A 22,445-nucleotide genomic window follows, 5' to 3' on the forward strand; every position below is an offset into this window, starting at 1 on the left:
AATAAGCTAGCGGCATTGACGCATAAGTGTAACTAAATTCCCCTCAGCACCACTTTCAAGCCAATTCAACTCTGGCCAACTACGCAACCATGTTAATTGACGCTTAGCTAATTGCCTAGTAGCGGCAACGGCTTTTTCGACCATAGTATCATAGTCAAATTCACCATCGAGATACTGCCAACATTGTCGATATCCCACGCAACGCATTGAGGGCAAATCTAAATGTAGGTCACCTCTCGCTTTCAGCTGGGCGACTTCATCAATAAAACCTTGCTCTAACATTATCCGAAAACGCTGCCCAATTAACTCATGCAGCACTTTGCGCTCACGGGGCGCAATGGCAAATTGCACCACATCGTAGGGTAAAGGAGCCGACTTGGTTTGAGTTAACTCGGTCAGACTCTTACCGCTTATTCTATATACTTCTATCGCTCTTGAAAGCCTTTGTGGATCATTAGGATGAATTCTTTCTGCCGATACGGGATCTATCTCCCTTAATTGCTCGTGCAGTGCTTCCCATCCGTTTGCGTCCGCTTCGGCTTGGATCTCGGCCCGAATCGCCTCATCGGCACTCGGTAACGGCGATAATCCTTCTAAAAGCGCCTTAAAGTACATCATGGTCCCACCCACTAATACCGGGGTCTTGCCCATGCTAATAATCTGTTCAATCTCGCGCAGCGCATCGGCCCTAAAATCGGCGGCGGAGTAGCTCTCTGCCGGATCGCGGATGTCGATCAGTCGATGCGGACCTCGCGCTAATTCCTCGGCAGAGGGCTTAGCACTGCCAATGTCCATGCCACGATAGATCAATGCTGAATCAACCGAAATAATCTCGCAATTATGCTTTTCGGCTAATTCGAGTGCTAAAGCGGTTTTTCCGGACGCCGTTGGTCCCATCAAAAATACCACTTTTGGCTGTAATTCTTTATTCACTTGCTTGCTCTTCTAGCCACGATTGCCAAGGTAAGGATACTGCTTTATCGGCAATTTGCTGTCTTTTCTCTTCAGTTAACTGGCAATAGGCCGCCCAAATATCCGGTGCCGAGGTAAATCCAGTTAAACTCTGCTCTGCCAGCCACACAGCCAATGCATTCGGTGCTGGCGCTTCAAAACGTAGCGACTGCAACCACTCGGGGATCACCTTCGCTAACTGGCTATCCCTGAGATATGGGGGCACTTTTTTAATTATCAACTGCTGATAGCGAATTGTTAGTTCTAATCCTAATTGCCGGATAAGTGTCTCATGTTCTTCAAGTAATGCAGGCCAATCCGTATCAGCGGCAATCGATACTGGCATCAATAAGGGCTGACCTATCAAGCCGGTTGCCAGCTTTGTTTCAATCTCATGGCTACGGGTCGCTAATGCCACAGATTGAATCGACAACAGACTCAAGTTTTGCCCTTGCACCAACATCCAATATTGACCATTGAGTATGGCGGGCATTGCAAGCACGGGTTGATACGGCTTGTCCTGCACGCTGTAGGATGGCGTCTGCAATAATTCACCGTAACTGGCGATAGCCGCTTTAGAAGGAAGCTCGGCTCGGGCACGACTTTCCCCTGCCGAACCACTGCGTGACTCCCGCGGAACGGCCATACTGCCGTAGGCATTGCTCTGCACGCCAGAATACGGACGCGCGCTAGCAATATCCCGAGCACGCTCACCTAGCGGCGAATCGATTCGGTTTTCCCGTGACATCTCGGCACGAGAAGTATCTGCACGTGAAGCTTCATCCCAAGTTGAATGAGTTTTAGATTCAGGCGATTGCAGCTCGAAGGCAAGATGTGCAGTTTGTGTCTGCGCCCCAGATTCAGAGAGAGAAATCTCATCCTTAACCTGTGGCGAGCTCGACTCAAAAGGACGCTCAAAACCCAGTTCCCCCGCTTCTTCGAGCGCCGATTGCAGCGCTTGCAGAATATAATCATGCACATAACGGCTCTGATGAAAGCGCACTTCATGTTTCGCTGGATGCACGTTCACATCCACCTGATGGGGATCGATATCCAGCATCAACACATAACCCGGCTGTTCGACCTCGGCTTTTTGGGCAAATGCTTGGCGCACCGCATGGTTGACTAAACGGTCGCGTACTAAGCGGCCATTCACATAAAAGTAATGGGTGTCGGTTAACACCGTTGACCAAGGCGACTGTAAATAACCACTTAAACGCAGGTCATCGTGCTGGCATTCAACCCGCAACGCCTCATCGGCAAATTGGCGCCCAGCAACCTGAGTCAATCGCTGCAAATACTGCGGCTCATTCATCGCCGGACGATAGTTGCGTACGGTTTTACCATTGTGAGTCAAGGTAAAGTAGATATCCCCGCGCACTAATGCAATGCGTTTTAACCATTCATCGATATGGGTAAATTCGGTTTTATCGCTTTTTAGAAAACGTCTGCGAGCAGGCGTATTAAAAAACAGATCGACAACTTCAATAGTTGAACCAACAGGATGCGCGGCCGGCATGACCTTAACTGCCATATCGACGCCTTCAGCATAAGCCTGCCAAGCTTCCGTTTGCTCGGCCGTGCGCGAGGTCAAGGTTAAGCGGGATACTGAACTGATACTCGCCAATGCCTCACCACGAAAACCAAAACTAAGAATCGCTTCAAGGTCGTCAAGGGAATGTAATTTCGAGGTAGCATGACGCGACAAGGCCAAGGCCAGCTCATCCTTTGGGATCCCCGAACCATTGTCGCGGATCTTAATCAGCTTGCTGCCGCCCTTATCGATTTCGATATCGATACGCGTCGCCCCAGCATCTAGGCTGTTCTCGACAAGCTCCTTCACCACAGAAGCAGGCCGTTCAACCACCTCTCCGGCGGCGATTTGGTTGGCTAATTGCGGCGGAAGGATCTGGATCCCCATAGACTTCATCCTATTAACTCTCAGGAATAACGAGTGTTTGCCCGAGTTGTACCACATCCGTCTTCATACCATTGGCGCGCTTAATGCTAGCCATAGGCACTTGATAACGCTGAGCAATCGCCGAAAGTGACTCGCCGCGGCTCACCTTGTGCTTAATATTTCCCGAGGAGGATTTCGCGCTCGAGCTAGCCGTTGTGCCACCGCTATTACGCTTCGCGAGCAAGGTATCTGCCGGCGGGTTATTGTGAAAATAACGGCTAACGCCTTTATAGATAGCGGTTGCGATACTTTCCTGATGGCGACTGCTATTAAGTAATCTTTCTTCCTTCGGATTCGAGATAAATCCTGTCTCCACCAGAATGGAGGGAATATCGGGGGATTTTAATACCGCAAGGCTCGCAGACTCGGGGCGACTCTTATGCAGCTCAGTCACTGAACCGAGATCCTTGAGAATATCCCCAGCAACAGAGTGACCTATTGCCATCGAACTGTTCATGGACATGTCGAGCAGAGTCATTGCAAGGTACTGTTCATTATCGGTATTTTGGATAATTTCCCCAGCACCACCCAAGAGTTCTGAGTGTTTCTCTTTTTGCTCCAACCAACGACCAATTTCACTATTCGCGCGGCGCATCGACAGAACCCACACAGACGCCCCCTTTGGCTGAGGCGAGGTAAAGGCATCGGCGTGGATAGAAATCAGTAAATCGGCCTTACTGTTACGGGCTAGCTCGGAGCGCTTGTTCAAATTCACAAAGTAATCGCCGGTACGGATCATCACGGCGCGCATACCCGGCGTATCGTTGATCTTGCTGGCCACTCTTTTTGCTATTTCCAGTGCGACTTTTTTCTCGTAAACACCTGAAGGGCCAATAGAACCAGGATCGTCACCACCATGGCCCGCATCAATAGCCACCACAATATCACGGGACGATTGCGCCGATTGAGTAACCGTTTTCACTGGGGTTGAACTCACCACAGCAGTCGCCGTGGTTAAGGTTTTATCCTCAAGATCGACCACCAGACGATTACCATAGGGCGCCGTCACCGGTAGGGAAAACAGGTTAGCATTTAATGGCTTAACCAGATCGATCACCAAACGTAAATCACCTTTAGTGGGTGATTTGCTGACGCGAACCCCTTTAACCAATTTACTGTTGTTATCGATATTTTTCAGGCTCAGTTTTGTCGAAGCCTTTTTAAGATCGACCACCAAACGATTAGGCCCATCGAGGGAAAAATAAGTGTAATTAGGCGCTTCGCTCAAATCGAACACCACCCGGGTCGACTCGGGGGCAGCCCAAATACGCACGCCCTCAAGCTGGTTAGCCGCGTGGGCTGCTACAGCAAAAAAAGCGCACAGAAAAAAAGTAATAGTTTGAAAGTAATGCTTATTTTTAGTCATCTTTGTTTTTATTTTATTGCGGCTAATAGCTTTTTACCTGATTCTGTTAAGGCTCGAATTTGGATTTCACGTCCTTGGTTAACATAATTTAAATGCAGGTGAATATCGGCATCGGGCAAGAGTCCATGACCTTTGTCGGGCCATTCCACAATGCACAGGCTGCTATCGGTAAAGTAATCACGGATCCCCATGAACTCGAGTTCTTCAGGATCGTTTAAACGATACAAATCAAAATGATAAACTTCGACACCGTCTAGCTCATAAGGTTCAACTAAAGTGTAGGTCGGGCTCTTTACCGCTCCTTTATGCCCTAATCCTTGGATTAACCCGCGGCTCAGAGTGGTTTTACCCGCCCCTAAATCCCCCGTCAAATACAGAGTCAAAGGCGCTTGAATATGGCGGGCCAATTTTTGCCCAACTGCAATAGTCTCGTCTTCGTTATTTAATTGAAAGGTTAACTCTGTCATTTCCGCTTTTATCACTGCTGTTATGGATGGAGGAGGCAACTTAAGCGCGGGAATGTCCTGCGCTTAAGTTTTACAGCGCCTAGAGTAAATCACTATTTACTAATTGGCGAATAAAAGGCATCAAATCGCTGGCTAACATGCCCCGCTCACCCTGCACTGCAGCCAGATCCGCCGCGCAGCCATGAACGACAACCCCAACAACGGTCGCCTGCATGTTATCCATTCCTTGAGCCATAAGTGCGCCTATAATACCAGATAACACATCGCCGCACCCACCACTCGCAAGCCCCGGATTACCAACAGGTGCAACGACCATCTGTTTTCCATCAAAAATGACTGTACCCGCACCTTTGAGCAGCACCACACCACCATATTTTTGCTGCAGAGCACGCACGGCAGCAAATCTATCCTGCTCAATGTCGGCGACACTGCATCCCAAGAGCCGCGCTGCTTCCCCAGGATGGGGCGTGAGTACCCAGTTAGTTTGCCTGCGCGGTTCTTGACTCAATAGATTCAGAGCATCGGCATCGAGCACACAGGGTTTATCACTTAAGCCCGCGGCTTTAAACAAGTTATAACCCCAGTCGTGTTTTCCTAAACCGGGGCCAAGTACCACCACCTGTGCCCAACCTAGGCGCAGATAGACTTCCATATCGACCAGCTCACAACCCCAAAACATCAATTCGGGGCGCGAGACATTCACTGTTAATTGATGTTCAGGCCTGCTGATCACAGTCACCAATCCGGCGCCCGCACGTAAACAGGCTTCACTGGCGAGGCGAATGGCTCCTGCCATACCAAAATCACCACCGATCAGTGTTACCTTGCCCGATTGCCCCTTGTGGCTGTCCCGTGCTCTTGCGGCAAAATGGCTTTTTAACATTTCACCGCCGACTCGCGTTGCACTTTCAGCATCGAAAAAAGGCGTTAATCCCAGATCGGCAAAGGTCAAATGGCCGCAGTGGTGTCTCGCCTTACTGGTCAAAAGCCCCTGCTTTAACCCTCCAAAGCACAGAGTGACATCCGCCATCACGGCGACGTGAAGGGCAACACCAGTATCGGCATCAATCCCCGAAGGCAGATCTAAACTCAGCACCCAAGCGTCACTCTGATTGACCGCATGGATCAGTGCGGCCAATTCCTCACGCACGGCGCCCTGTACGCCTGTGCCCAGTAGCCCATCGATAATGACTGGCGCCTGCTGTATTGCTTCGATATTGGGGGAATCGATAACACCGCCCTGGTTAAGATAGGCAGAAAGTGCTTGCTCGAACTCCACAGTGCCTTGAGTCTTGAGCAAGTAAACCTTGACCTGATGCCCTGCTTCTAAGGCTAGGCGCGCGCAAACGAGCGCATCGGCGCCATTATTGCCGCTGCCCACCAGTACGAGTAAAGGCATTCCTTCAAGCTGAGGATGCCGTTCACGCTGTTGAGTGAAGCACTCGAATGCCGCGCGTCCAGCACGTTCAACTAATTGATATAAAGTGGTTTCCCCTTCTGAAACAGCGAGCAATTCGGCGGTTCTCACCTGCTGCTGCGTATAAAGCGCCGTGGGTAAACTCGATAAATCTTGTGCCATAGAGGATCTCCTGCGCGACAAATAATCAAAAGAACTGCTCACCTAACACACCCTGTTATTGGTGAGAACCAAGCATTACAAGGTCAAATCAACCAATGAGATCAAGAAAGTAGCAAAAACCGCCCCAAAAAATTATGACGTAAATCAGTTGCCATGCAAAAAGCGTCCAAAGTGAAAAATACTCATCCGGTAAAGACAACAAAGCCAGCATTGCGCTGGCTTTGAAAGGTCATTCGGTATCGGACTAGATATCATCCATCCGAATCGTGCTATGCACCAGACGTTGCTGCTGAGTTTTCTCTACCCGGATTAGGCCCTCAAGTGCAGTGCGGGCATCTTCGGCAGTCGTTGAGTTAACGGTTTTTTCCAATAAGCCAATCAGTCGATTTTCTAAATCGAGGTGCAGATTTAGCACATCATCTTCGGTCATGTTGGCGGGCAACATAGTGTCTTGGCAGCGCTTAGTAAAGTCTTCAAATACAAAGTCTTTATACCAAGTATCTAATACTCTAACCGGCGCCTCATCCATATAATCACGCAATTTCTCAGCCACATGTTTTTGGTGAGACTCAAAATATTCCAGCATCATCTTCACGCGGGCAGAATCGGCCTGATTGTTCAGTCGGCCATAGAGTTGCGCCATATCTAAGCGGCAGTTTGCCACATACTCAAGTAAATCACGCAATTGTTGAATACGCATATAATGCACTCCAGTGTTAAGCCAACTACTTGGCGCTATTAACTTTGTCTGGATTCATTATGTAAGTAAAAGCGTTGCGAATATTTGAACAAGGTCATAATTTAACTTTCGCAACGCCACCTAATTTAGGAAATCTTGAAGAAACAAGGCGCAGATCACGCATTAACCTTGCTGTTTTATTTTTTACAAAATAGAAAACATCAGCGATAACAGCCGCAGAGCAGGCAAATCCTGCAGCACTTGACCGCATTAGTATTAAAAATAACCGTGCAAACAAAGATTAATAAATTACAGCGATGAAGTGCTAAAAAAGCGCTTCGAACAATCAAGAACGAAACAGTCATACTAAGTCGCTACGTAAGTTGTGATATATCAGTTTGAAATGGAGAAGATTTTATGGGGAAACTTACGAGAAAAATTGGAGCGACATATCGGGTTCGAACTGATGACCTATACCTTGAAAAAGAAAGGTATCGCAATATTAAAACCACAACTTAGCTAATGCTAATTGAGAACTTGATTATGGGGAGATTCAGAAAATTGGAGCGACATATCGGGTTCGAACCGATGACCTATACCTTGGCAAGGTATCGCTCTACCAACTGAGCTAATGTCGCATAATTATCGCTGTCACATCCGCTTTCAACATTCACAAAGGTATCGTCTATTAACCTTTATCAACTGAGCTAATGTCGCATAATTTTGTATTTAATGACTTGGTGAATCACTAAATTTGTATTTGGAGCGACATATCGGGTTCGAACCGATGACCTATACCTTGGCAAGGTATCGCTCTACCAACTGAGCTAATGTCGCAATCACTAATCACTTATATGAGCAGCGCTTCGTGTCCGCATCAAAAAGTTGAGGCCGCATTATATGAAAAATTTATGCGGCTGCAACCCCTTCTTGCAGATTTATCTGCTGATCGGTCAAATTTTAAATACTTTGCTGCGGTAATACTGTAATTCCGCGATCGACTCTTGGATATCTTGCAGCGCTTGGTGAGTATTTTGCTTTTTGAAACCCGCCATGGTTTCTGGGCTCCAACGCTTCACTAACTCTTTTACCGTGCTCACGTCGAGATTGCGATAATGGAAGTAGTCCTCCAGTTCACGCATATAACGATTTAAGAATCGACGGTCCTGACCCACGCTGTTACCACACATGGGCGAGGCGCCCTTAGGCACATATTGCTCTAAAAATGCGATGGTTTGTGCAACCGCTTGTGCTTCATTCACTTGGCTGGCACGCACTCTATCTATTAGACCCGATTCACCGTGGTGTTTTTGGTTCCAATCATCCATGGCCGCCAGCACATCATCCGATTGATGAATAGCAATCACAGGCCCCTGACCGATAATATTGAGCTCTTGGTCTGTTACTAAGGTAGCAATTTCAATGACTCTATCGACATCGGGCTCTAACCCTGTCATTTCGAGATCGATCCAAATGAGATTATTCGCGTCCGCCGCCATAATTCAGCCTTATCATGTCAGTTAGCCTAAATTCAGGCTTTTTTATTCAAGAGCGTGTATCATACTGCTTTTTTCAGACACAAAAAATCATCTAATTGACGAAGACAAATCAGTGAGTAAAAAGAAACCCCTAAGCCAAGGCCAATTACGCCGTATGCGCGCCAATCACGAGAAACGCCTCAATCGTGACAATGGTGATAAAAATGCGCCTGAGTTACAGGATAGCTCACTCGGCCCAGAACAGAGCGGAACCGTGATCTCCCGCTTTGGCCAACATGCCGATATTGAAACCGAAGATGGCCAAATCGTGCGCTGCAATATTCGCCGCACCATTAAGAGCTTAGTCACCGGCGATAAAGTGATTGTACGCCTCGCCATTGAAACCCAAGCCAACAGTGGCATTGCTGGCATTGTAGAAGCAGTACACCCAAGACGCTCTTCCCTCTCGCGCCCCGACTTATACGATGGCGTGAAAATTATCGCCTCGAATATCGACCAAATTTTGATTGTGTCTTCGGTATTGCCTAGCTTTACCACCCAGATTATCGACCGCTACTTAGTGGCGGCCGAAGACACGGATATTCCGCCGATCATCATTTTGAATAAAATCGATCTGCTAACGCCAGAAGAAGCCCCCGCCATCGAAGCCGCCTTAAAGCGCTACGAAGCCATAGGTTATCCCGTGTATAAGGTCAGCAGTAAATTAGGCGAGGGGTTAGATACCATTAAAGCCTTGCTGAAAGATAAAGTGAGCGTATTTGCTGGCCAATCCGGTGTAGGTAAATCTTCACTGGTCAACGCCTTACTGCCCGAAGCCGAATTATTGGTGGGCGATGTCTCCGACAACTCGGGGCTGGGTCAACACACTACCACCACGGCTAAGTTGCTGCATTTACCCAGCGGTGGTGATTTAATTGATTCCCCCGGTGTGCGCGAATTTGCCCTCTGGCATTTACCCGCCCAACGTGTTGGTTGGTGTTTTATCGAATTTAGAAACTTTTTAGGTGGCTGCAAATTCCGCGATTGTAAGCATGGTGATGACCCGGGCTGCGCCTTAAAAGCCGCCGTCGATGCGGGTAAAATTAGCGAAGATCGCTTTAATAACTACCATCGTATTATCGCAAGCCTAGATGAGCAGCGCCATGCACGGCATTTTCGCGCCCAAAGCGATGAATAATTAACGCCATCGCCTCGCATAAAATTAACGTAAAACAAGTCTCAGCCGAAGTTGAGCAACATAAAGGAAAGGAACATAAATTGGATAAAGTTAAAATTGCGCTGCAGTACATGCTGCCAAAGCACCTGTTATCTCGCTTAGTCGGTAAACTTGCCGCTTCCGAAGCTGGCGCATTAACGACTGCCGCGATTAAATGGTTTATCAAGCAATATAAAATCGATATGAGCGAAGCGGCTCAAAGCGAACCCGAAGCCTATAAAAGCTTCAACGACTTTTTTACCCGCGCACTTAAGCCTGGTATTCGCCCAATTAATACTGCGGCCAACATCATGGTGCACCCAGTGGATGGCGCCGTCAGCCAACTCGGCCCCATCAAGGATGGTCGTATTTTCCAAGCTAAAGGCCATCACTATTCTTCACTCACTCTGCTGGGCGACCAAGCCGAAGATGCCAAACGCTTCGAAGGTGGGGATTTTGCGACCATTTATCTGGCTCCCAAGGATTATCACCGCATCCATATGCCGATTAAGGGCACACTGTCAAAGATGACCTATGTACCGGGCGAGTTATTTTCCGTTAACCCCTTAACGGCACGCCATGTGCCAGGCCTGTTTGCCCGCAACGAACGTGTTGTGGCGATTTTTGAAACCGAACTTGGCCCGCTAGCCATGGTATTAGTGGGTGCGACCATTGTGGCTAGCATCGAAACCGTTTGGGCAGGCACTATTACGCCGCCAACGGGCAAGCAAGTCTTCACGTGGGAATACCCAACGGTAGGACCAGACGCCATTACTTTAGATAAAGGCGAAGAAATGGGCCGCTTCAAGCTTGGCAGTACCGTCGTCATGCTGTTTGCTAAAGATGCTATCGACACCTTCGCCGAAGGCGTTGAACCCGAAGCCGTCACGCGTATGGGTCAAGCCTTTGCAAATCTGAAAAATCAGGCGTCAGCCGACTAATTACGGCGCCCCAATTGAGCCAGACCGCTAAACCTTCGGGATTAATCGAATTACACTTAGCTGTGCTGATGTTTGGCGGCACAGCTTTGTTTTCAAAGTTAATCCCCTTAAGCGCACTCGATATCACCTTCTTACGATGTGTGGTCGCGGCCTTGGTGTTGGCATTACTCATCAAATTCCGCGGTAAATACTTAAGCCTTGCCAGCAAACAGGATTATCTGGTTGCTATCGGCTTAGGTGTGATAGTCAGCTTACACTGGGTCACCTACTTTGCCGCGATGCAACTCTCATCAGTCGCCATAGGTATGATTGCCTTCTTCACCTATCCGGTGATGACAGTCATTGCCGAGCCGTTATTAACAGGCAATAAAATCAAACTGATGGATATTATCAGCGGTGTTTTAGTGCTGATAGGCGTGGTGCTATTGATCCCCGAAGCCAATCTTGGCAATGATACAACCCTAGGGATTGCGGTCGGGATTGTCTCGGCGATGTTATTTACCGCCCGTAACCTGCTGCAAAAACGCTATTTTTCCCAATATAGCGGCCCCCACGCCATGTTTTATCAGACCTTAGTGGCGGCAGTGTTTCTTATGCCTTGGCATCAAACCGAGTTACAGACTATCTCCCTCGAGACTTGGGGCTTGATAGTGCTGCTCGGAGTGGTGTTTACCGCCGCGCCCCATGCCTTATTCACCTCGGCATTACGCCAATTAAGCGCTAAAACCGTGGGGTTAGTCTCCTGCCTACAACCCTTCTACGGAGCCATGTTGGCATTAGTGATCTTAGGCGAAGCACTGAATCTCAACACCCTGATAGGCGGAACCATCATAGTCGCCACCGCCATCTTCGAAACCCATCAATCCCACCAGTCACAACGGCGAAAAAAGAACGTCTGAAACATACCAATCTTGGCCTAAGTTGGCTAAGATGGGTGCGTCTTTCGCCCCTAATTGCTTTTGCTTATATGCCACGTATTTTATTGTTCGTTATTGCTTTTTTGTCTTTTTCTCTCCATGCCAATTCGCCACTGCAATTGGACAAGCGCCTTGGCCTAAACAACCAAAATCAGCAACAAAATATTAGCATTGACGATCAAATTGTTGAGCTTAAAAACAACATCGACAGACTGGCAGCGAATGCGAGCAGTTTTCAGCAGGCGCAGCTCGATTTTGAAGAAAACAAAAAGGTCATCGACCACGGCTTAAAAGAGGCCGCTAAGCCCTTAAAGCTGTATAAAGGAACAGATCTAAACCAGCAAGCCTCGATGGCTTATTTACGGCTGTCGGAATTAAAAGAGAGCGAAACCGCCCTCGGTAATCAAGTCAGCGAACTGTTACAGCGCCACAATCTGCTGCCCTCCGTCATCGCCAACGCTAGGCAGAATGTGCTGCAAAATAAGAAAACCGAATTAGCCCCGCTGGACACGCCAGCTGGCGAGTTACAGCAAACGCAACGAGTTTTCTTCGAGCAAAGCCTAGCCACCAATGAGGCCGAGCTTGCCAGCAGCCAAAAGCGCATCGAACTCACCCAGCTACAGTTACAATTGGTTCGCCAACAATTAAGCCAGCAAGAAGCCTTTATTGAAACCATCAATAAGGCGATGAATAAACAGCGTCAGCAACAAACCGATGCAACCTTGGCGAAGAATTTAGTCGATACCGCCAAGGTCGTGGATCCTGTGACCCGCAATATTGCCGACACTAACCAGATTTACGGCCAAAAACTCCAAACCTTAACCTTGCAAATCAACAACGTGGTTGAGCAGCAAGAGCAGGCCGAGCTACAATATCAATCCCAAGCCAAGCAGTTAGCGAATATCCAAGAGCAAATCACTTGGGTCAAAATGAACTCCGCCTTTGGCGAGCGTTTTTTGCAGATGCTGCAATCTCTGCCTAAGCCGCCAAACCATGAGAAGCTGCAAACGCTGATCGCCGATGCTCGCCTCGATAGATACCACCTCGAGCAACAACAGGCACTTAACGAGCAAGAGTTAGAGCAGACCAACCTCTACAACGAGGGGCAGATTAAACTACTGCGATCACAACAGGCGCTGCTGACGCAGTTGATGCAGAGTTATGACCAATATTTGAGTGAGCTCGGCAAACTCAAAGTCAATTATCAGCAACTTAGTCAGCAGCATCTGACCTTAAAAAACACCCTCAACGAGCACCTGTTTTGGGTGCCCAACGCCGCGAGCATCAATAAACTCTGGCTCACCGACTTGCAGCGCAGCGCCCTGTGGTTAGTGCAAGAGGCGCAGTGGGGACAATTGGGTAAAGCCTGGCAGGAGCAAAATGACTATTGGTCATGGTGGATCATCCTGTTAGTGCTCTGCTTAGTAATCCAAGATTTAATCCGGCCTAAGTTCAAACGCTTACTCACCCACTATGTCACCTACGTGGGTAATGTGACGCAGGATAAATTTATCTACACCTTTAAATCCTTAGTCCTCAGCCTAGGTTATGCCCTGATCAAACCGCTACCCATAGTCGCGGCAGGGTGGATTTTCTATCAATCCGAACGTAACTTTGTGCAAGCCGTCGGCATGGGGATTTTAGCGATAGGATTAGTTTACCTATTGTATCGTTTGATATTTATTCTCGCCCTCGACAAAGGGGTCTTAGTCGGCCACTTCAAACGCCCCTCAAAACTCATCCAAGCAGGCCAGCTCAGGCTCAAACACTTTGTGTTTGTCGCCAGCCCCCTGCTCGGCATTATGGGCTTTACCGAAGTCCTCGACGCATCCCTTATCCGTAATAGTATTGGCCGCGGTGCATTTATCTGTTTTTGCGTGGTGTTATTCTTGTTATACAAGGATATCTTGGTGCTAAGCCGCCAGAATAGCGACACTCAAAAGGATGGTAAAAACAAACGACTGCTGCAAAAAATGCTCTGGGCATTGCTGATTTCGGTCCCGCTACTCAGTGCCGTACTTGCCTTTAGGGGTTACTACTTCACCGCCTTCCAAATGCTGTTGCAGTTACAACTGTCCATCGTATTGGGATTAAGTTTCTTACTGCTTTATCAATTAATTAAACGTTGGATGCTCATCGAGCGCCGCCGCATTGCCTTCGATCGCGCCAAGGCCAAGCGGGCCGAACGGTTAGCGCAGCGGGAAAAGGGCGAGACTCACCATGTTTCTAGCGATGGCCTAGATACCTACGAAGAGCCTGTGGTCGACCTTGAAACTATTTCGAGTCAGTCCCTCGGCTTAGTGCGCTCCCTATTGCTATTGGCGTTTTTAGCTAGCTTGATTGGCCTGTGGACGCAAACCCATACTGCGCTATTTTCCTTCTTAGATGGCATCACTCTCTGGACTACCAATACCAGCGTCAATGGCGTTGAGCAGCAGCTGCCTATCACCATGAAATCGCTGTTATTAGGCTTAGTCATCGTTGGCTTCTCACTGATGATTGCGACCAATTTACCCGGTCTGCTCGAGCTGATGATCTTACAACGGCTCGATTTAACACCCGGCACAGGCTTTGCTATCACCACTGTAAGCCGTTATTTAGTGGTGTTTTTAGGCCTGCTGATTGGCTTTTCGAATCTCGGGATGGAATGGTCAAAACTACAATGGTTGATTGCCGCCTTGTCACTGGGTCTAGGTTTTGGTTTGCAGGAGATTTTTGCCAACTTTATCTCGGGCCTGATTATTCTGTTCGAGAAACCAGTGCGTATTGGCGATACGGTGACGATCCGCGATCTGACGGGAACCGTGAGTAAAATCCAGATCCGTGCCACCACCATTATCGACTGGGACAGAAAGGAAATTATCATTCCGAACAAGGCCTTTATTACCGAGCAATTGATTAACTGGTCACTGTCGGATCCCATCACCCGGGTGATAGTGCATGTGTCGGTTGCCCGCGATTCGGATCCGGCCAAAGTCGAGGCGACGCTGTACCAAGCGGTGCAGGAATGCGAAGATGCGCTGCCTAATCCAGAGCCAGAAGTCTGGTTTGCAGGCTTTGGTAAACATACCCAAGATTACGAAGTGCGTGCCTATGCAAAAGAGATGTCGGCCCGTTGGCCGCTGCGCCACGATCTGCATAAACGCATTACCCGTAAGCTTAAAGAAAACAATTTAGAACTCGCCTATCCGCAAATGGAAATCCATCTTAAAAATGGCCAGACTCGCGATCAGGTCGGCATAATCCGCAGTTAATAGGACGAAAATCAGATGCTTATTTTTGCTCACCGTGGTGCCAGCGGTTATGTGGCGGAAAATACCTTAGCCGCCATGGCTAAGGCCATTGAGTTAGGCGCCACAGCCATTGAGCTGGATGTGCATAATGTCGAAGGTGAGTTAGTGGTATTTCACGACCGCAGACTCGACAGTAAAAGCTCGGGCCAAGGCATCATCCATTTGGTCAATAAAGGGTATTTGGACACAGTCACAGTCAAAGGCGAGCCCATTCCCACGCTCTGGCAAGTGCTCGAACTGGTTGGTGGCCGCGCCACAATCAACATCGAACTGAAAGGGGTGAATACAGTAGCCCCGCTACTCGCGCTTTATCCTAAGGCGATTGCCGAACTGGGTTTCAGCGCGGAGCAATTGTTGATTTCATCCTTCAATCATCCCTATTTACAACAAGTCAAACAGGCGCTGCCACAGGCATTAGTGGCCCCCTTGCTTGCCAGTATTCCCCTCGATGGTGCAGCGGTGGTGAGCGAGCTAAACGCCTATTCCCTGCATTTAGATGTGAGTTTTATCAGCAAGGCCCTAGTGGATGACGCCCACCAGCGGGGCGCTAAGGTGTATGTTTACACTGTCGATCATCGCGATGATATCCATGCCCTTAAGCAGTTGGGTGTCGATGGGATCTTTAGCAATTACCCCGACCGCGCCATGCAGGCCCTATTACAACCCACCAATACGGATTACTGCGGCTACTTCGAATAATCCCTTAGCGCGGATTTAACGGCTCAGGCTTGGCTATTTCGCTGCGCCCAATAGCCGATAAAAATAAACATGGCGACGATTAGCAAGAACATCCAATGGGATGGCATGGCAACGATTTGCCTTGCCACCCAAGGCGTAGCTTTGACGATCAGCAGTCCGTAGCCAAAGGCATTCACAATAATAAAAACAAAGGTTCGCAGGATAAACGAATGGCCCAGTAAATGCCGTCTAAGGATACGATTCACATCGGCTGAAAACACTAAAATCAAACACACGACCATGGCCGTGGCGATATCGAAGGACCAAGGACGAAGCATATTTCCTAAATGGCCAATAATGGCGACTAACTGATCAAACATAATCACTCAACCTAAAATGACGCTGCAAAATCAAAACAACTACAGCAGCGTATTGAAAAATAACGACAACCAAGCATAAAGGGAGACGACATGGGGCACAAGTTACTCTTACTGACCAAGGCGAATGAACAGTATCGCCAGCTCATTGAGGCGCAGCAGTTGCCAGGGCTTGAGTTGCTCGATGATAATCCCGCGAATATTGCAGAGGCCAACATTTGGCTTGCCGAACCTAAGCTTGCCGCGCCGCTGCTGCCCCATGCCAAACAGCTAAAATGGCTGCAATCCAGTTTTGCTGGCATTGATGCCCTAATGGGGCCTAGTGCGAGAAAAGATTATCAACTCACTAACATTAAAGGTATTTTCGGCCCCTTGATGAGTGAGTATCTGTTTGGTTATCTGCTCGCCCACGTGCGAGGACACCAGTTCTACCAAGCGCAGCAAAGGCAAAAATCTTGGCAAGTGCAAAGTGCTGCACGTAGCAGCTTACAAGGGATGCGATTATTACTCCTAGGCACAGGCTCCATCGCCCAGCATGTAGCCAAAACCGCCAAGCACTTTGGCATGCATGTTACAGGGATAAACCGCAGCGGCCGGGAGGTCGAAGGCTTTGATGCGATCCAGCCGCTCTCGCAGCTCGCGCCATGCTTAAGCCAAAGCGATGTAGTCACCAATTTACTGCCCAGCACCCCAGACACACGTTTGCTGCTAAATGCAGACATGCTCGCCAAACTCAAAGCCGATGCGATTTTAGTGAATGTGGGCCGTGGTGATGTGCTCGACCTCGATGCCCTCAATACTCAGTTGATTGCGCATCCTGCGCAGCAAGCCATTCTCGATGTGTTCACGCAGGAGCCGCTTCCTGCGAGTCATCCGATTTGGGAAAGACCCAACGCCATCATCACGCCCCATATCTCGGCGCCGAGTCATCCAGAGCAAATCGTGCGTATTTTTAGCGATAACTATCGCCGCTATATCGCAGCAGAACCGCTACAAAATCAGGTCGATTTTATTCAGGGCTATTAGTTGGGATGAATAGTTAAAGATAACGAATCCCTACAGTCACTCAGGCAAAAACAAAAGGCAATCAGTGCATGATTGCCTTTTGATTAAGCCACTTTCTAATTTAGCTACTATCTAATTAAGTCACTCACGATTGCGACAAAGGTTAAACTTTAAAACTGCGCTTTAAAAATTGTCCGACTAACACAGTATGGGAGTTCATCTCGCCTATCACTTCATCATTAAGGCTCACCATTTCGCAACCAAGTTGATGGCTGGAATGGGTAAATTGCGACACATTCACCACACTGCGGTTCATCTCATTCGCTACGCTCGACTGCTCCTCCACCGCACTGGCAATATGGTGGGTCATATCGGTAATGGTAGTGATCGCTTCACGTATGGTACGCAGCGCAGCGCCTGCAAGATCCGCCGTGGTAATACATTCGCCAGCCGCATCCACGCCCTCTTGCATGCTGCGCACCGCCTTGTGAGTACCTTGCTGCAACAGGTTGATCATAGTGTGGATTTCTTTGGTGGCATCATGGGTACGCTGCGCTAACGCCCGCACCTCATCGGCAACCACGGCAAAGCCCCGCCCCTGTTCGCCCGCCCGCGCCGCTTCAATCGCAGCGTTGAGCGCCAGTAAGTTCGTTTGCTCGGCAATACCTTGGATCACATCCAGCACTCTGCCTATATCCCGGCTATGCCCTTCTAACTCAGTGATCACCTGCGAGGTTTCCTGTAACTGCTGCGCCATCGCCTGAATCGACTGAATAGTACTGACAACGGTTTTATCGCCGTTGATTGTCTGCTGTGACGCCATCTGTGACGCACTCGCCGCATCGGCGCAATTTGAGGACATATCCCCAAGGGTTGCCGTCATCTGTTGCATGGCCGTGGCCACTTGTTCAATCTCGGCCAGTTGTGACTGGCTTGTCCCTTGAATTTCTTCACCTTTCGCCGCAGAGATTTTCGCTTGCTGACTGACGTTATCGCAGGAATCGCGCGCGCGGCCAAGCACGGATTTAAGCTCAGAATTTTGCATTTGCAGCGCGAGATCGATAGCCCCTAAATCGTCGGATTGCCCCGTATAAATGTGTGCCATCAAAGGGTTGTCGTAGATTTTCTTCGCTTTAGCGACCAGAGTGCGATAACGGCCTAGGATCAGATTGCCACCGATAAACAACGCGAGTGCACTAATGGCAAGTGCCACAAATCCCACCACTCCAATCTGCAGCGCCAAATACAACATGGGCAACAGAGCAACTAAGGCGAGTAACGCCAACTTAGTCGGCATCTCTAAGGTGCGTTTTAGCGCCTTAACTTGACCGTTTTTATTTAACTCGGCGTAGGCCGCTTCAGCTCTGTTGATCTGTTCACGGCTGGGTTTAGTACGTACCGACTGAAACTCGGCCACCTGACCATTCACCACAATCGGCGACACATAGGCATCGACCCAATAATGGTCACCATTGGCGCAGCGGTTTTTGACAATGCCTTTCCAAGGCTCGCCCTTACGGATTGTTTTCCAAAGATCTTCAAAAGCTTGGGGTGGCATATCGGGGTGACGCACCATATTGTGGGGCTGGCCCAACATGGCACTGAGCTCATATCCCGCAACGGTACAAAATGAGGGATTGGCATAGGTAATATGACTTTTAGTGTCGGTCGTCGACAACAAAATCCAATCCGCTGGATAATCGTATTCCCGCTGTGTGACTGGTAAATTCTTTCTCATGATAACCCTTGGATTTATTGTGAATTTATTATTCCATCGTCCATGAGTTATCCATCCTTGACCGTGTCCAATGATCCATTACCGCTAAAATCATCTCTCCTTTTCCCGCCTCCAGAACTCTGAGCATAGCCTAGAAAATGTGCGATGAGTAACAAAATAGATAACCAACACAACAAGTACACCATTAGGATTGCATTTGATAAGCGTTTTCATTTAGAATTAGCTCAATTCGTTTTGGAGTCGAAAAAATGTACGTTTGTCTCTGCCATGCCATCACAGATACGCAAATCAAAAACGCGGTAAGTCAGGGCGACTCTAGCCTTGCTGACGTTAAAAAGCGTTTAGGCGTTGCCGATCAATGCGGTAAGTGCGCCAGAATGGCCGTACAAATTATTCAGAACCAATTAGAAATTGAACCTAATTACTACGAAGTGGCTTAACTTCGAGCCTCCTGCTCTTTTTCTGTCAAACTACATCTGTATTTCAATTCTTGCTCCTTGAGCGAGGCACTCGCCTTCATGGGGCTACCGCAAATCTCAGCGCATACCCCTATTTTGCGATAATCTTATGACCCCTTAATGACACATCCCACTCAGCCCAAAAGCATAAATGCTTTGAGCTCAATGGGATGCAATCTGATTATCTGCGTCTTAATAGATAAGCCGCTTCATTCAGCCAAGGAACTTCTTTCTTAACAAACCTTGGGTTGTCCGCAAGCACGTCCTGACAATCCAAGAGTTGGATGTCAAAATCGTCACTTAAATGTGTCTCCACCCAAGTCGGCGACACCGCAAAAGGCGGCCCACTTAAGACCTCCTGCGGGTAATCGAGAGTCACTAATAAACCTACGCTGCCCTGTGGCAATAACTGCGCTAATTGCTTGGCGTATTGCGCCCGCATGCTCTCAGGCCAAGCTATCAAGGCGGCGCGATCATAAAAACCACTCACTTGCGCCGTAATAGACGCAGGTAAAGTGAAGATATCCCCTTGATATAAACTGACCTGCTCGGTGTGATAATGCTGATGCTCACCCAGCGCGCTTTGCTGCATAGGCAATTGGTTTTCTTCGAAAAACTGCTGCACTGCGAGTTCATTTAACTCACAACCAATCACTTGATGCCCCTGCTCGGCTAAAAAGCACATATCTAAAGATTTGCCACACAGGGGAACAAAGACTTGCGCCTCGGCGGGCAATGCCAAGGTATGCCAATACTTTACGAGAAAGGGATTGATATCTTGCTGGTGAAAACCAATCAGCTGTTGCTGCCACTTCTCATGCCAAAAACCGGGTTCCATAGGTATATCTCAAATGACTAAAGTTATCCTTACTCTAATGGCATTCCCGGGTGGATGCAAAATCTCAGATACCGTAAGTTAATCATAGAGATGTAAACAGTTAATGACTAAGCCAATGCCGTTTGTACCCGGCGCAGCCAAACGCAATTGTCACACTGGCATTGGCGGCGCGACAAATGGTGCGGGCTTAAGGAAGAGTCGATAAAGTCGACGGCAATCAGCAACTGCTGCTTAAGTTCGGCGACGGATTTTTGCTCGACAGCTACCAGCTCATCGTTCTGGTTCATCCAAATACATTCCATGCCTTGGTGGCAAGTGAGACACTGCTCATCGCGATCATTAAAAAATACCGCATGTGGACAATGGGTCACTTCCATTGACTGCAAAATTCGCTTACGCGGAAACTCTAACAACTCGATCAATAAAGCCTTATCAGGGGCGGGCATATGCCCTCCTTTCATCCACTTTGTCCACGGGAAATTTAACAAAAATGTATCCCATCCAATGTGCTTAAGATTACCTAGACTCCATACGATTTAACTTGATATAAATCAAAGTCAGCGACGAAATGATGGGATAGGTAAGCCCTAAAAATCACAAGTTTATCGCAGGCAACACCAGTCACAGCCTCCAACGCCGATTTGCTTATCTGCCTCGCTTACTGTTTAAATAACCAAAACAAGGAGTCGCGCATTGCAAACACCCCAACTACAACATTTTTACATTTCCGAAGAGCAATCTATTTACTTGCTCAAAGCCAACGATGCCCGTAAGCACAAGGCGTGGATCCGTTTATGTAAACAACAGTTAAGTAAGTTGGGTTATCGAGACATTGAGTTTATCGGTAAGGGCGCTTATGGCTTTGTGTTTGCGGGAATCAACCAAGCCGACGAAGCCCATGTATTTAAATTCTCAAGAATTAATTTGCCGCAGCACATTCAAGACCGCTTAGAGGAAGAAGCCTTTATGCTGTCCTTGCTCAAACACCCCAACATTCCGGGGGCGATCAAATTTGAGCGGGTCGGTAAACAAGGGATCTTAGTGATGGAGCGGGCTAAGGGCGAAGATCTCGAGCAGCTTTGCCGCCGCTTAGGCGCCCTGCCCCCCGCCATGGTGATGAGCATTGCCCGCCAACTGGCCGATATTCTCTACTATCTGCGCACGGGTAAACCCTTAGTGCATGGCGACATTAAGCCTTCAAACCTTGTCTATGATATTGAAAGTCAGCACTTATCCCTTATCGACTGGGGCTCTGCCGTATTCGCACAACGGGATGAACATAACAAGGCCGTCGAAGACAATGTGATGACATTGATGTCGAGCGATCAGCAGCACACCAATGCCCGCATGGGAGACGTATATTTTATCGGTGAAGAGCAGCTAAATGGCGCGCTCTCCAGCCCGCGTTTCGACGAGCAAGGCGTGGCGGCGACCTTGTATGCCTTGGCCTCTGGACAGGCGAGTCGCTTCGGCGCACAGGTTATCCCGCCCACCAGCATAGGCTTACCCATGGAGTTGGCGCGCACCTTGGAAGGCATGCTCAGTAGCGATGCCGTGCAGCGCAATCTGGCGGGGGATTATTTTCTCAAAAGCATGCGCCACAGCCATAGAATCCATTTACCCGAGCTGCCCAAAACCGAACTGCTGGGCGAAATCCCCGTTTGGGTGCAATCCCGCGAAAAAGATGTCGAAACCGTCAGTTACAGCTCGCGCAAATCCTTTTTAAAGGAACATAACGCGCAGGATCCCATCGCTAAGATGGATGACATTCAGCTCGAAAAATACTATCGCAACTTCTTAGCCGGCATGGGCGATACTGAAAAAGGTTTTATCGCCGCCGTGGGTCGCCTCGGCCAATACCCCATAGTGGGCGGCCTTGCCATCCATTGGCAAGAAACCGGCGTGTTTATCGACTCCAACCTCGCCATTTACGATGCTAAACAAAAGAGTGCCCTCATCATCGCCGTCAATAATATGGTGACGCTCGCGCGGGGAATTAAGCGTATCGGGGTGTTTAAGGCCTGCTTCTTTAACGCTCGGGATACGCTGCATATCGAGCGCGAAAACACCAGCGAACCCTTTGTCGCCAGCGCTGATTTGCAACTGCCCTTCGAAGTCGGAGATGTGCCGACCCTCGAAGATAAATCGCGGCTGCACTCTTACTTTGAAGACGGTAAGGATCCGGACGAAAACCTCGAATTACCGAGTGAAATCATGGAAGAATTGGCGCGTATCAACCAGATCCATCACACGGGCTGCATCATTTTTGAGGCCCTGCCGAATCACTTAAAGATCCACAGTTACTTAAAACTGCTCAACCCGCGCAAACAGGCGGCGTTTCGCGCCAGCCTCGACCGCATTTTGCATTATGTTGGTAAAATTCAAGGCCATGGGGTCTCGGGCTTTATGAAACTGCCCTATAAAAATACTCGCCGCTTTACCCATATTGAGCGTAAAGCCGAACATTTTTATCCTAGAAACCCAAAAGAAATAGGCGCATAACG

The 22,445-nt window shown here is 48.7% G+C and carries 19 protein-coding genes and 2 tRNA genes; 8 read left to right on the forward strand and 13 right to left on the reverse strand.

What is annotated here, in order from left to right; genetic code table 11:
• Positions 1-6: 6 nt before the first annotated feature.
• The 9 genes from miaA to orn all read right to left on the reverse strand — a co-directional run bounded on the left by miaA (position 7) and on the right by orn (position 8,501).
• Positions 7-933, reverse strand: coding sequence for a tRNA (adenosine(37)-N6)-dimethylallyltransferase MiaA (gene miaA / locus B5P39_RS12925; RefSeq protein ID WP_041412536.1), 927 nt, complete (start codon positions 931-933; stop codon positions 7-9).
• Entirely contained in the window at positions 926-2,872 is a 1,947-nt protein-coding gene (gene mutL, locus B5P39_RS12930; protein ID WP_088211786.1) for a DNA mismatch repair endonuclease MutL, read from the reverse strand. The genes miaA and mutL overlap by 8 nt, the downstream gene beginning before the upstream one ends.
• Positions 2,873-2,885: 13 nt before the next feature.
• Positions 2,886-4,277, reverse strand: coding sequence for an N-acetylmuramoyl-L-alanine amidase (locus B5P39_RS12935; protein ID WP_088211787.1), 1,392 nt, complete (start codon positions 4,275-4,277; stop codon positions 2,886-2,888).
• A gap of 8 nt (positions 4,278-4,285) precedes the next feature.
• Positions 4,286-4,744 (reverse strand): tRNA (adenosine(37)-N6)-threonylcarbamoyltransferase complex ATPase subunit type 1 TsaE, encoded by a 459-nt coding sequence (gene tsaE / locus B5P39_RS12940; protein ID WP_011621395.1) that lies wholly within the window; start codon positions 4,742-4,744, stop codon positions 4,286-4,288.
• A gap of 79 nt (positions 4,745-4,823) precedes the next feature.
• Entirely contained in the window at positions 4,824-6,323 is a 1,500-nt protein-coding gene (locus B5P39_RS12945) for an NAD(P)H-hydrate dehydratase (RefSeq protein ID WP_088211788.1), read from the reverse strand.
• A 244-nt stretch (positions 6,324-6,567) separates the two neighbouring features.
• Positions 6,568-7,023, reverse strand: coding sequence for a hypothetical protein (locus tag B5P39_RS12950; protein ID WP_011621393.1), 456 nt, complete (start codon positions 7,021-7,023; stop codon positions 6,568-6,570).
• 541 nt (positions 7,024-7,564) lie between these two features.
• A tRNA-Gly gene (locus B5P39_RS12955) sits at positions 7,565-7,640 on the reverse strand.
• Between the two features lie 123 nt (positions 7,641-7,763).
• A tRNA-Gly gene (locus B5P39_RS12960) sits at positions 7,764-7,839 on the reverse strand.
• A 116-nt stretch (positions 7,840-7,955) separates the two neighbouring features.
• On the reverse strand, positions 7,956-8,501 hold the full coding sequence (orn, locus tag B5P39_RS12965) for an oligoribonuclease (RefSeq protein WP_086902935.1): 546 nt from the start codon (positions 8,499-8,501) through the stop codon (positions 7,956-7,958).
• 112 nt (positions 8,502-8,613) lie between these two features.
• Here orn and rsgA point away from each other — a divergent pair, with 112 nt between their 5' ends.
• The 5 genes from rsgA (at position 8,614) to B5P39_RS12990 (ending at position 15,546) form a co-directional block, all read left to right on the forward strand.
• On the forward strand, positions 8,614-9,678 hold the full coding sequence (gene rsgA, locus B5P39_RS12970; protein ID WP_088211789.1) for a small ribosomal subunit biogenesis GTPase RsgA: 1,065 nt from the start codon (positions 8,614-8,616) through the stop codon (positions 9,676-9,678).
• A gap of 80 nt (positions 9,679-9,758) precedes the next feature.
• Entirely contained in the window at positions 9,759-10,637 is an 879-nt protein-coding gene (gene asd, locus B5P39_RS12975; RefSeq protein WP_011627258.1) for an archaetidylserine decarboxylase, read from the forward strand.
• A gap of 14 nt (positions 10,638-10,651) precedes the next feature.
• The gene (locus B5P39_RS12980) at positions 10,652-11,536 is read left to right on the forward strand and encodes a DMT family transporter (protein WP_088211790.1); all 885 of its coding nucleotides are present in this window, start codon (positions 10,652-10,654) and stop codon (positions 11,534-11,536) included.
• Positions 11,537-11,604: 68 nt separating this feature from the next.
• Positions 11,605-14,808 carry a mechanosensitive ion channel domain-containing protein gene (locus tag B5P39_RS12985; protein ID WP_088211791.1) on the forward strand — a complete coding sequence of 1,068 codons (3,204 nt, stop codon included), beginning with the start codon at positions 11,605-11,607 and terminating at the stop codon, positions 14,806-14,808.
• A gap of 15 nt (positions 14,809-14,823) precedes the next feature.
• A complete protein-coding gene (locus tag B5P39_RS12990) occupies positions 14,824-15,546 on the forward strand; it encodes a glycerophosphodiester phosphodiesterase (protein WP_088211792.1) in 723 nt (240 codons plus the stop codon).
• A 23-nt stretch (positions 15,547-15,569) separates the two neighbouring features.
• Here the strand turns inward: B5P39_RS12990 and B5P39_RS12995 are convergent, their stop codons facing one another.
• Positions 15,570-15,905: a DUF3392 domain-containing protein gene (locus B5P39_RS12995; protein ID WP_011621386.1), complete on the reverse strand. Its 336-nt coding sequence runs from the start codon at positions 15,903-15,905 to the stop codon at positions 15,570-15,572.
• A gap of 90 nt (positions 15,906-15,995) precedes the next feature.
• Here B5P39_RS12995 and B5P39_RS13000 point away from each other — a divergent pair, with 90 nt between their 5' ends.
• Positions 15,996-16,928 carry a D-2-hydroxyacid dehydrogenase gene (locus B5P39_RS13000; RefSeq protein WP_088211793.1) on the forward strand — a complete coding sequence of 311 codons (933 nt, stop codon included), beginning with the start codon at positions 15,996-15,998 and terminating at the stop codon, positions 16,926-16,928.
• A 142-nt stretch (positions 16,929-17,070) separates the two neighbouring features.
• Here the strand turns inward: B5P39_RS13000 and B5P39_RS13005 are convergent, their stop codons facing one another.
• Positions 17,071-18,645 (reverse strand): methyl-accepting chemotaxis protein, encoded by a 1,575-nt coding sequence (locus B5P39_RS13005; RefSeq protein ID WP_088211794.1) that lies wholly within the window; start codon positions 18,643-18,645, stop codon positions 17,071-17,073.
• A gap of 248 nt (positions 18,646-18,893) precedes the next feature.
• Here B5P39_RS13005 and B5P39_RS13010 point away from each other — a divergent pair, with 248 nt between their 5' ends.
• Entirely contained in the window at positions 18,894-19,085 is a 192-nt protein-coding gene (locus tag B5P39_RS13010) for a bacterioferritin-associated ferredoxin (protein WP_011715776.1), read from the forward strand.
• Positions 19,086-19,284: 199 nt separating this feature from the next.
• Here B5P39_RS13010 and B5P39_RS13015 read toward each other — a convergent pair whose 3' ends face one another.
• Positions 19,285-19,941 (reverse strand): thiopurine S-methyltransferase, encoded by a 657-nt coding sequence (locus tag B5P39_RS13015; RefSeq protein WP_088211795.1) that lies wholly within the window; start codon positions 19,939-19,941, stop codon positions 19,285-19,287.
• A gap of 107 nt (positions 19,942-20,048) precedes the next feature.
• Positions 20,049-20,387, reverse strand: a complete 339-nt coding sequence (locus tag B5P39_RS13020; RefSeq protein ID WP_011715774.1) for a hypothetical protein — start codon at positions 20,385-20,387, stop codon at positions 20,049-20,051.
• A gap of 247 nt (positions 20,388-20,634) precedes the next feature.
• Between B5P39_RS13020 and B5P39_RS13025 the strand changes: the two genes are divergently transcribed.
• A complete protein-coding gene (locus B5P39_RS13025; protein ID WP_011715773.1) occupies positions 20,635-22,443 on the forward strand; it encodes a protein kinase domain-containing protein in 1,809 nt (602 codons plus the stop codon).
• The last annotated feature ends 2 nt before the right edge of the window (positions 22,444-22,445 follow it).

It is taken from the genome of Shewanella sp. Shew256 (genome assembly GCF_002196695.1).
Lineage (GTDB): Bacteria > Pseudomonadota > Gammaproteobacteria > Enterobacterales > Shewanellaceae > Shewanella > Shewanella mangrovisoli.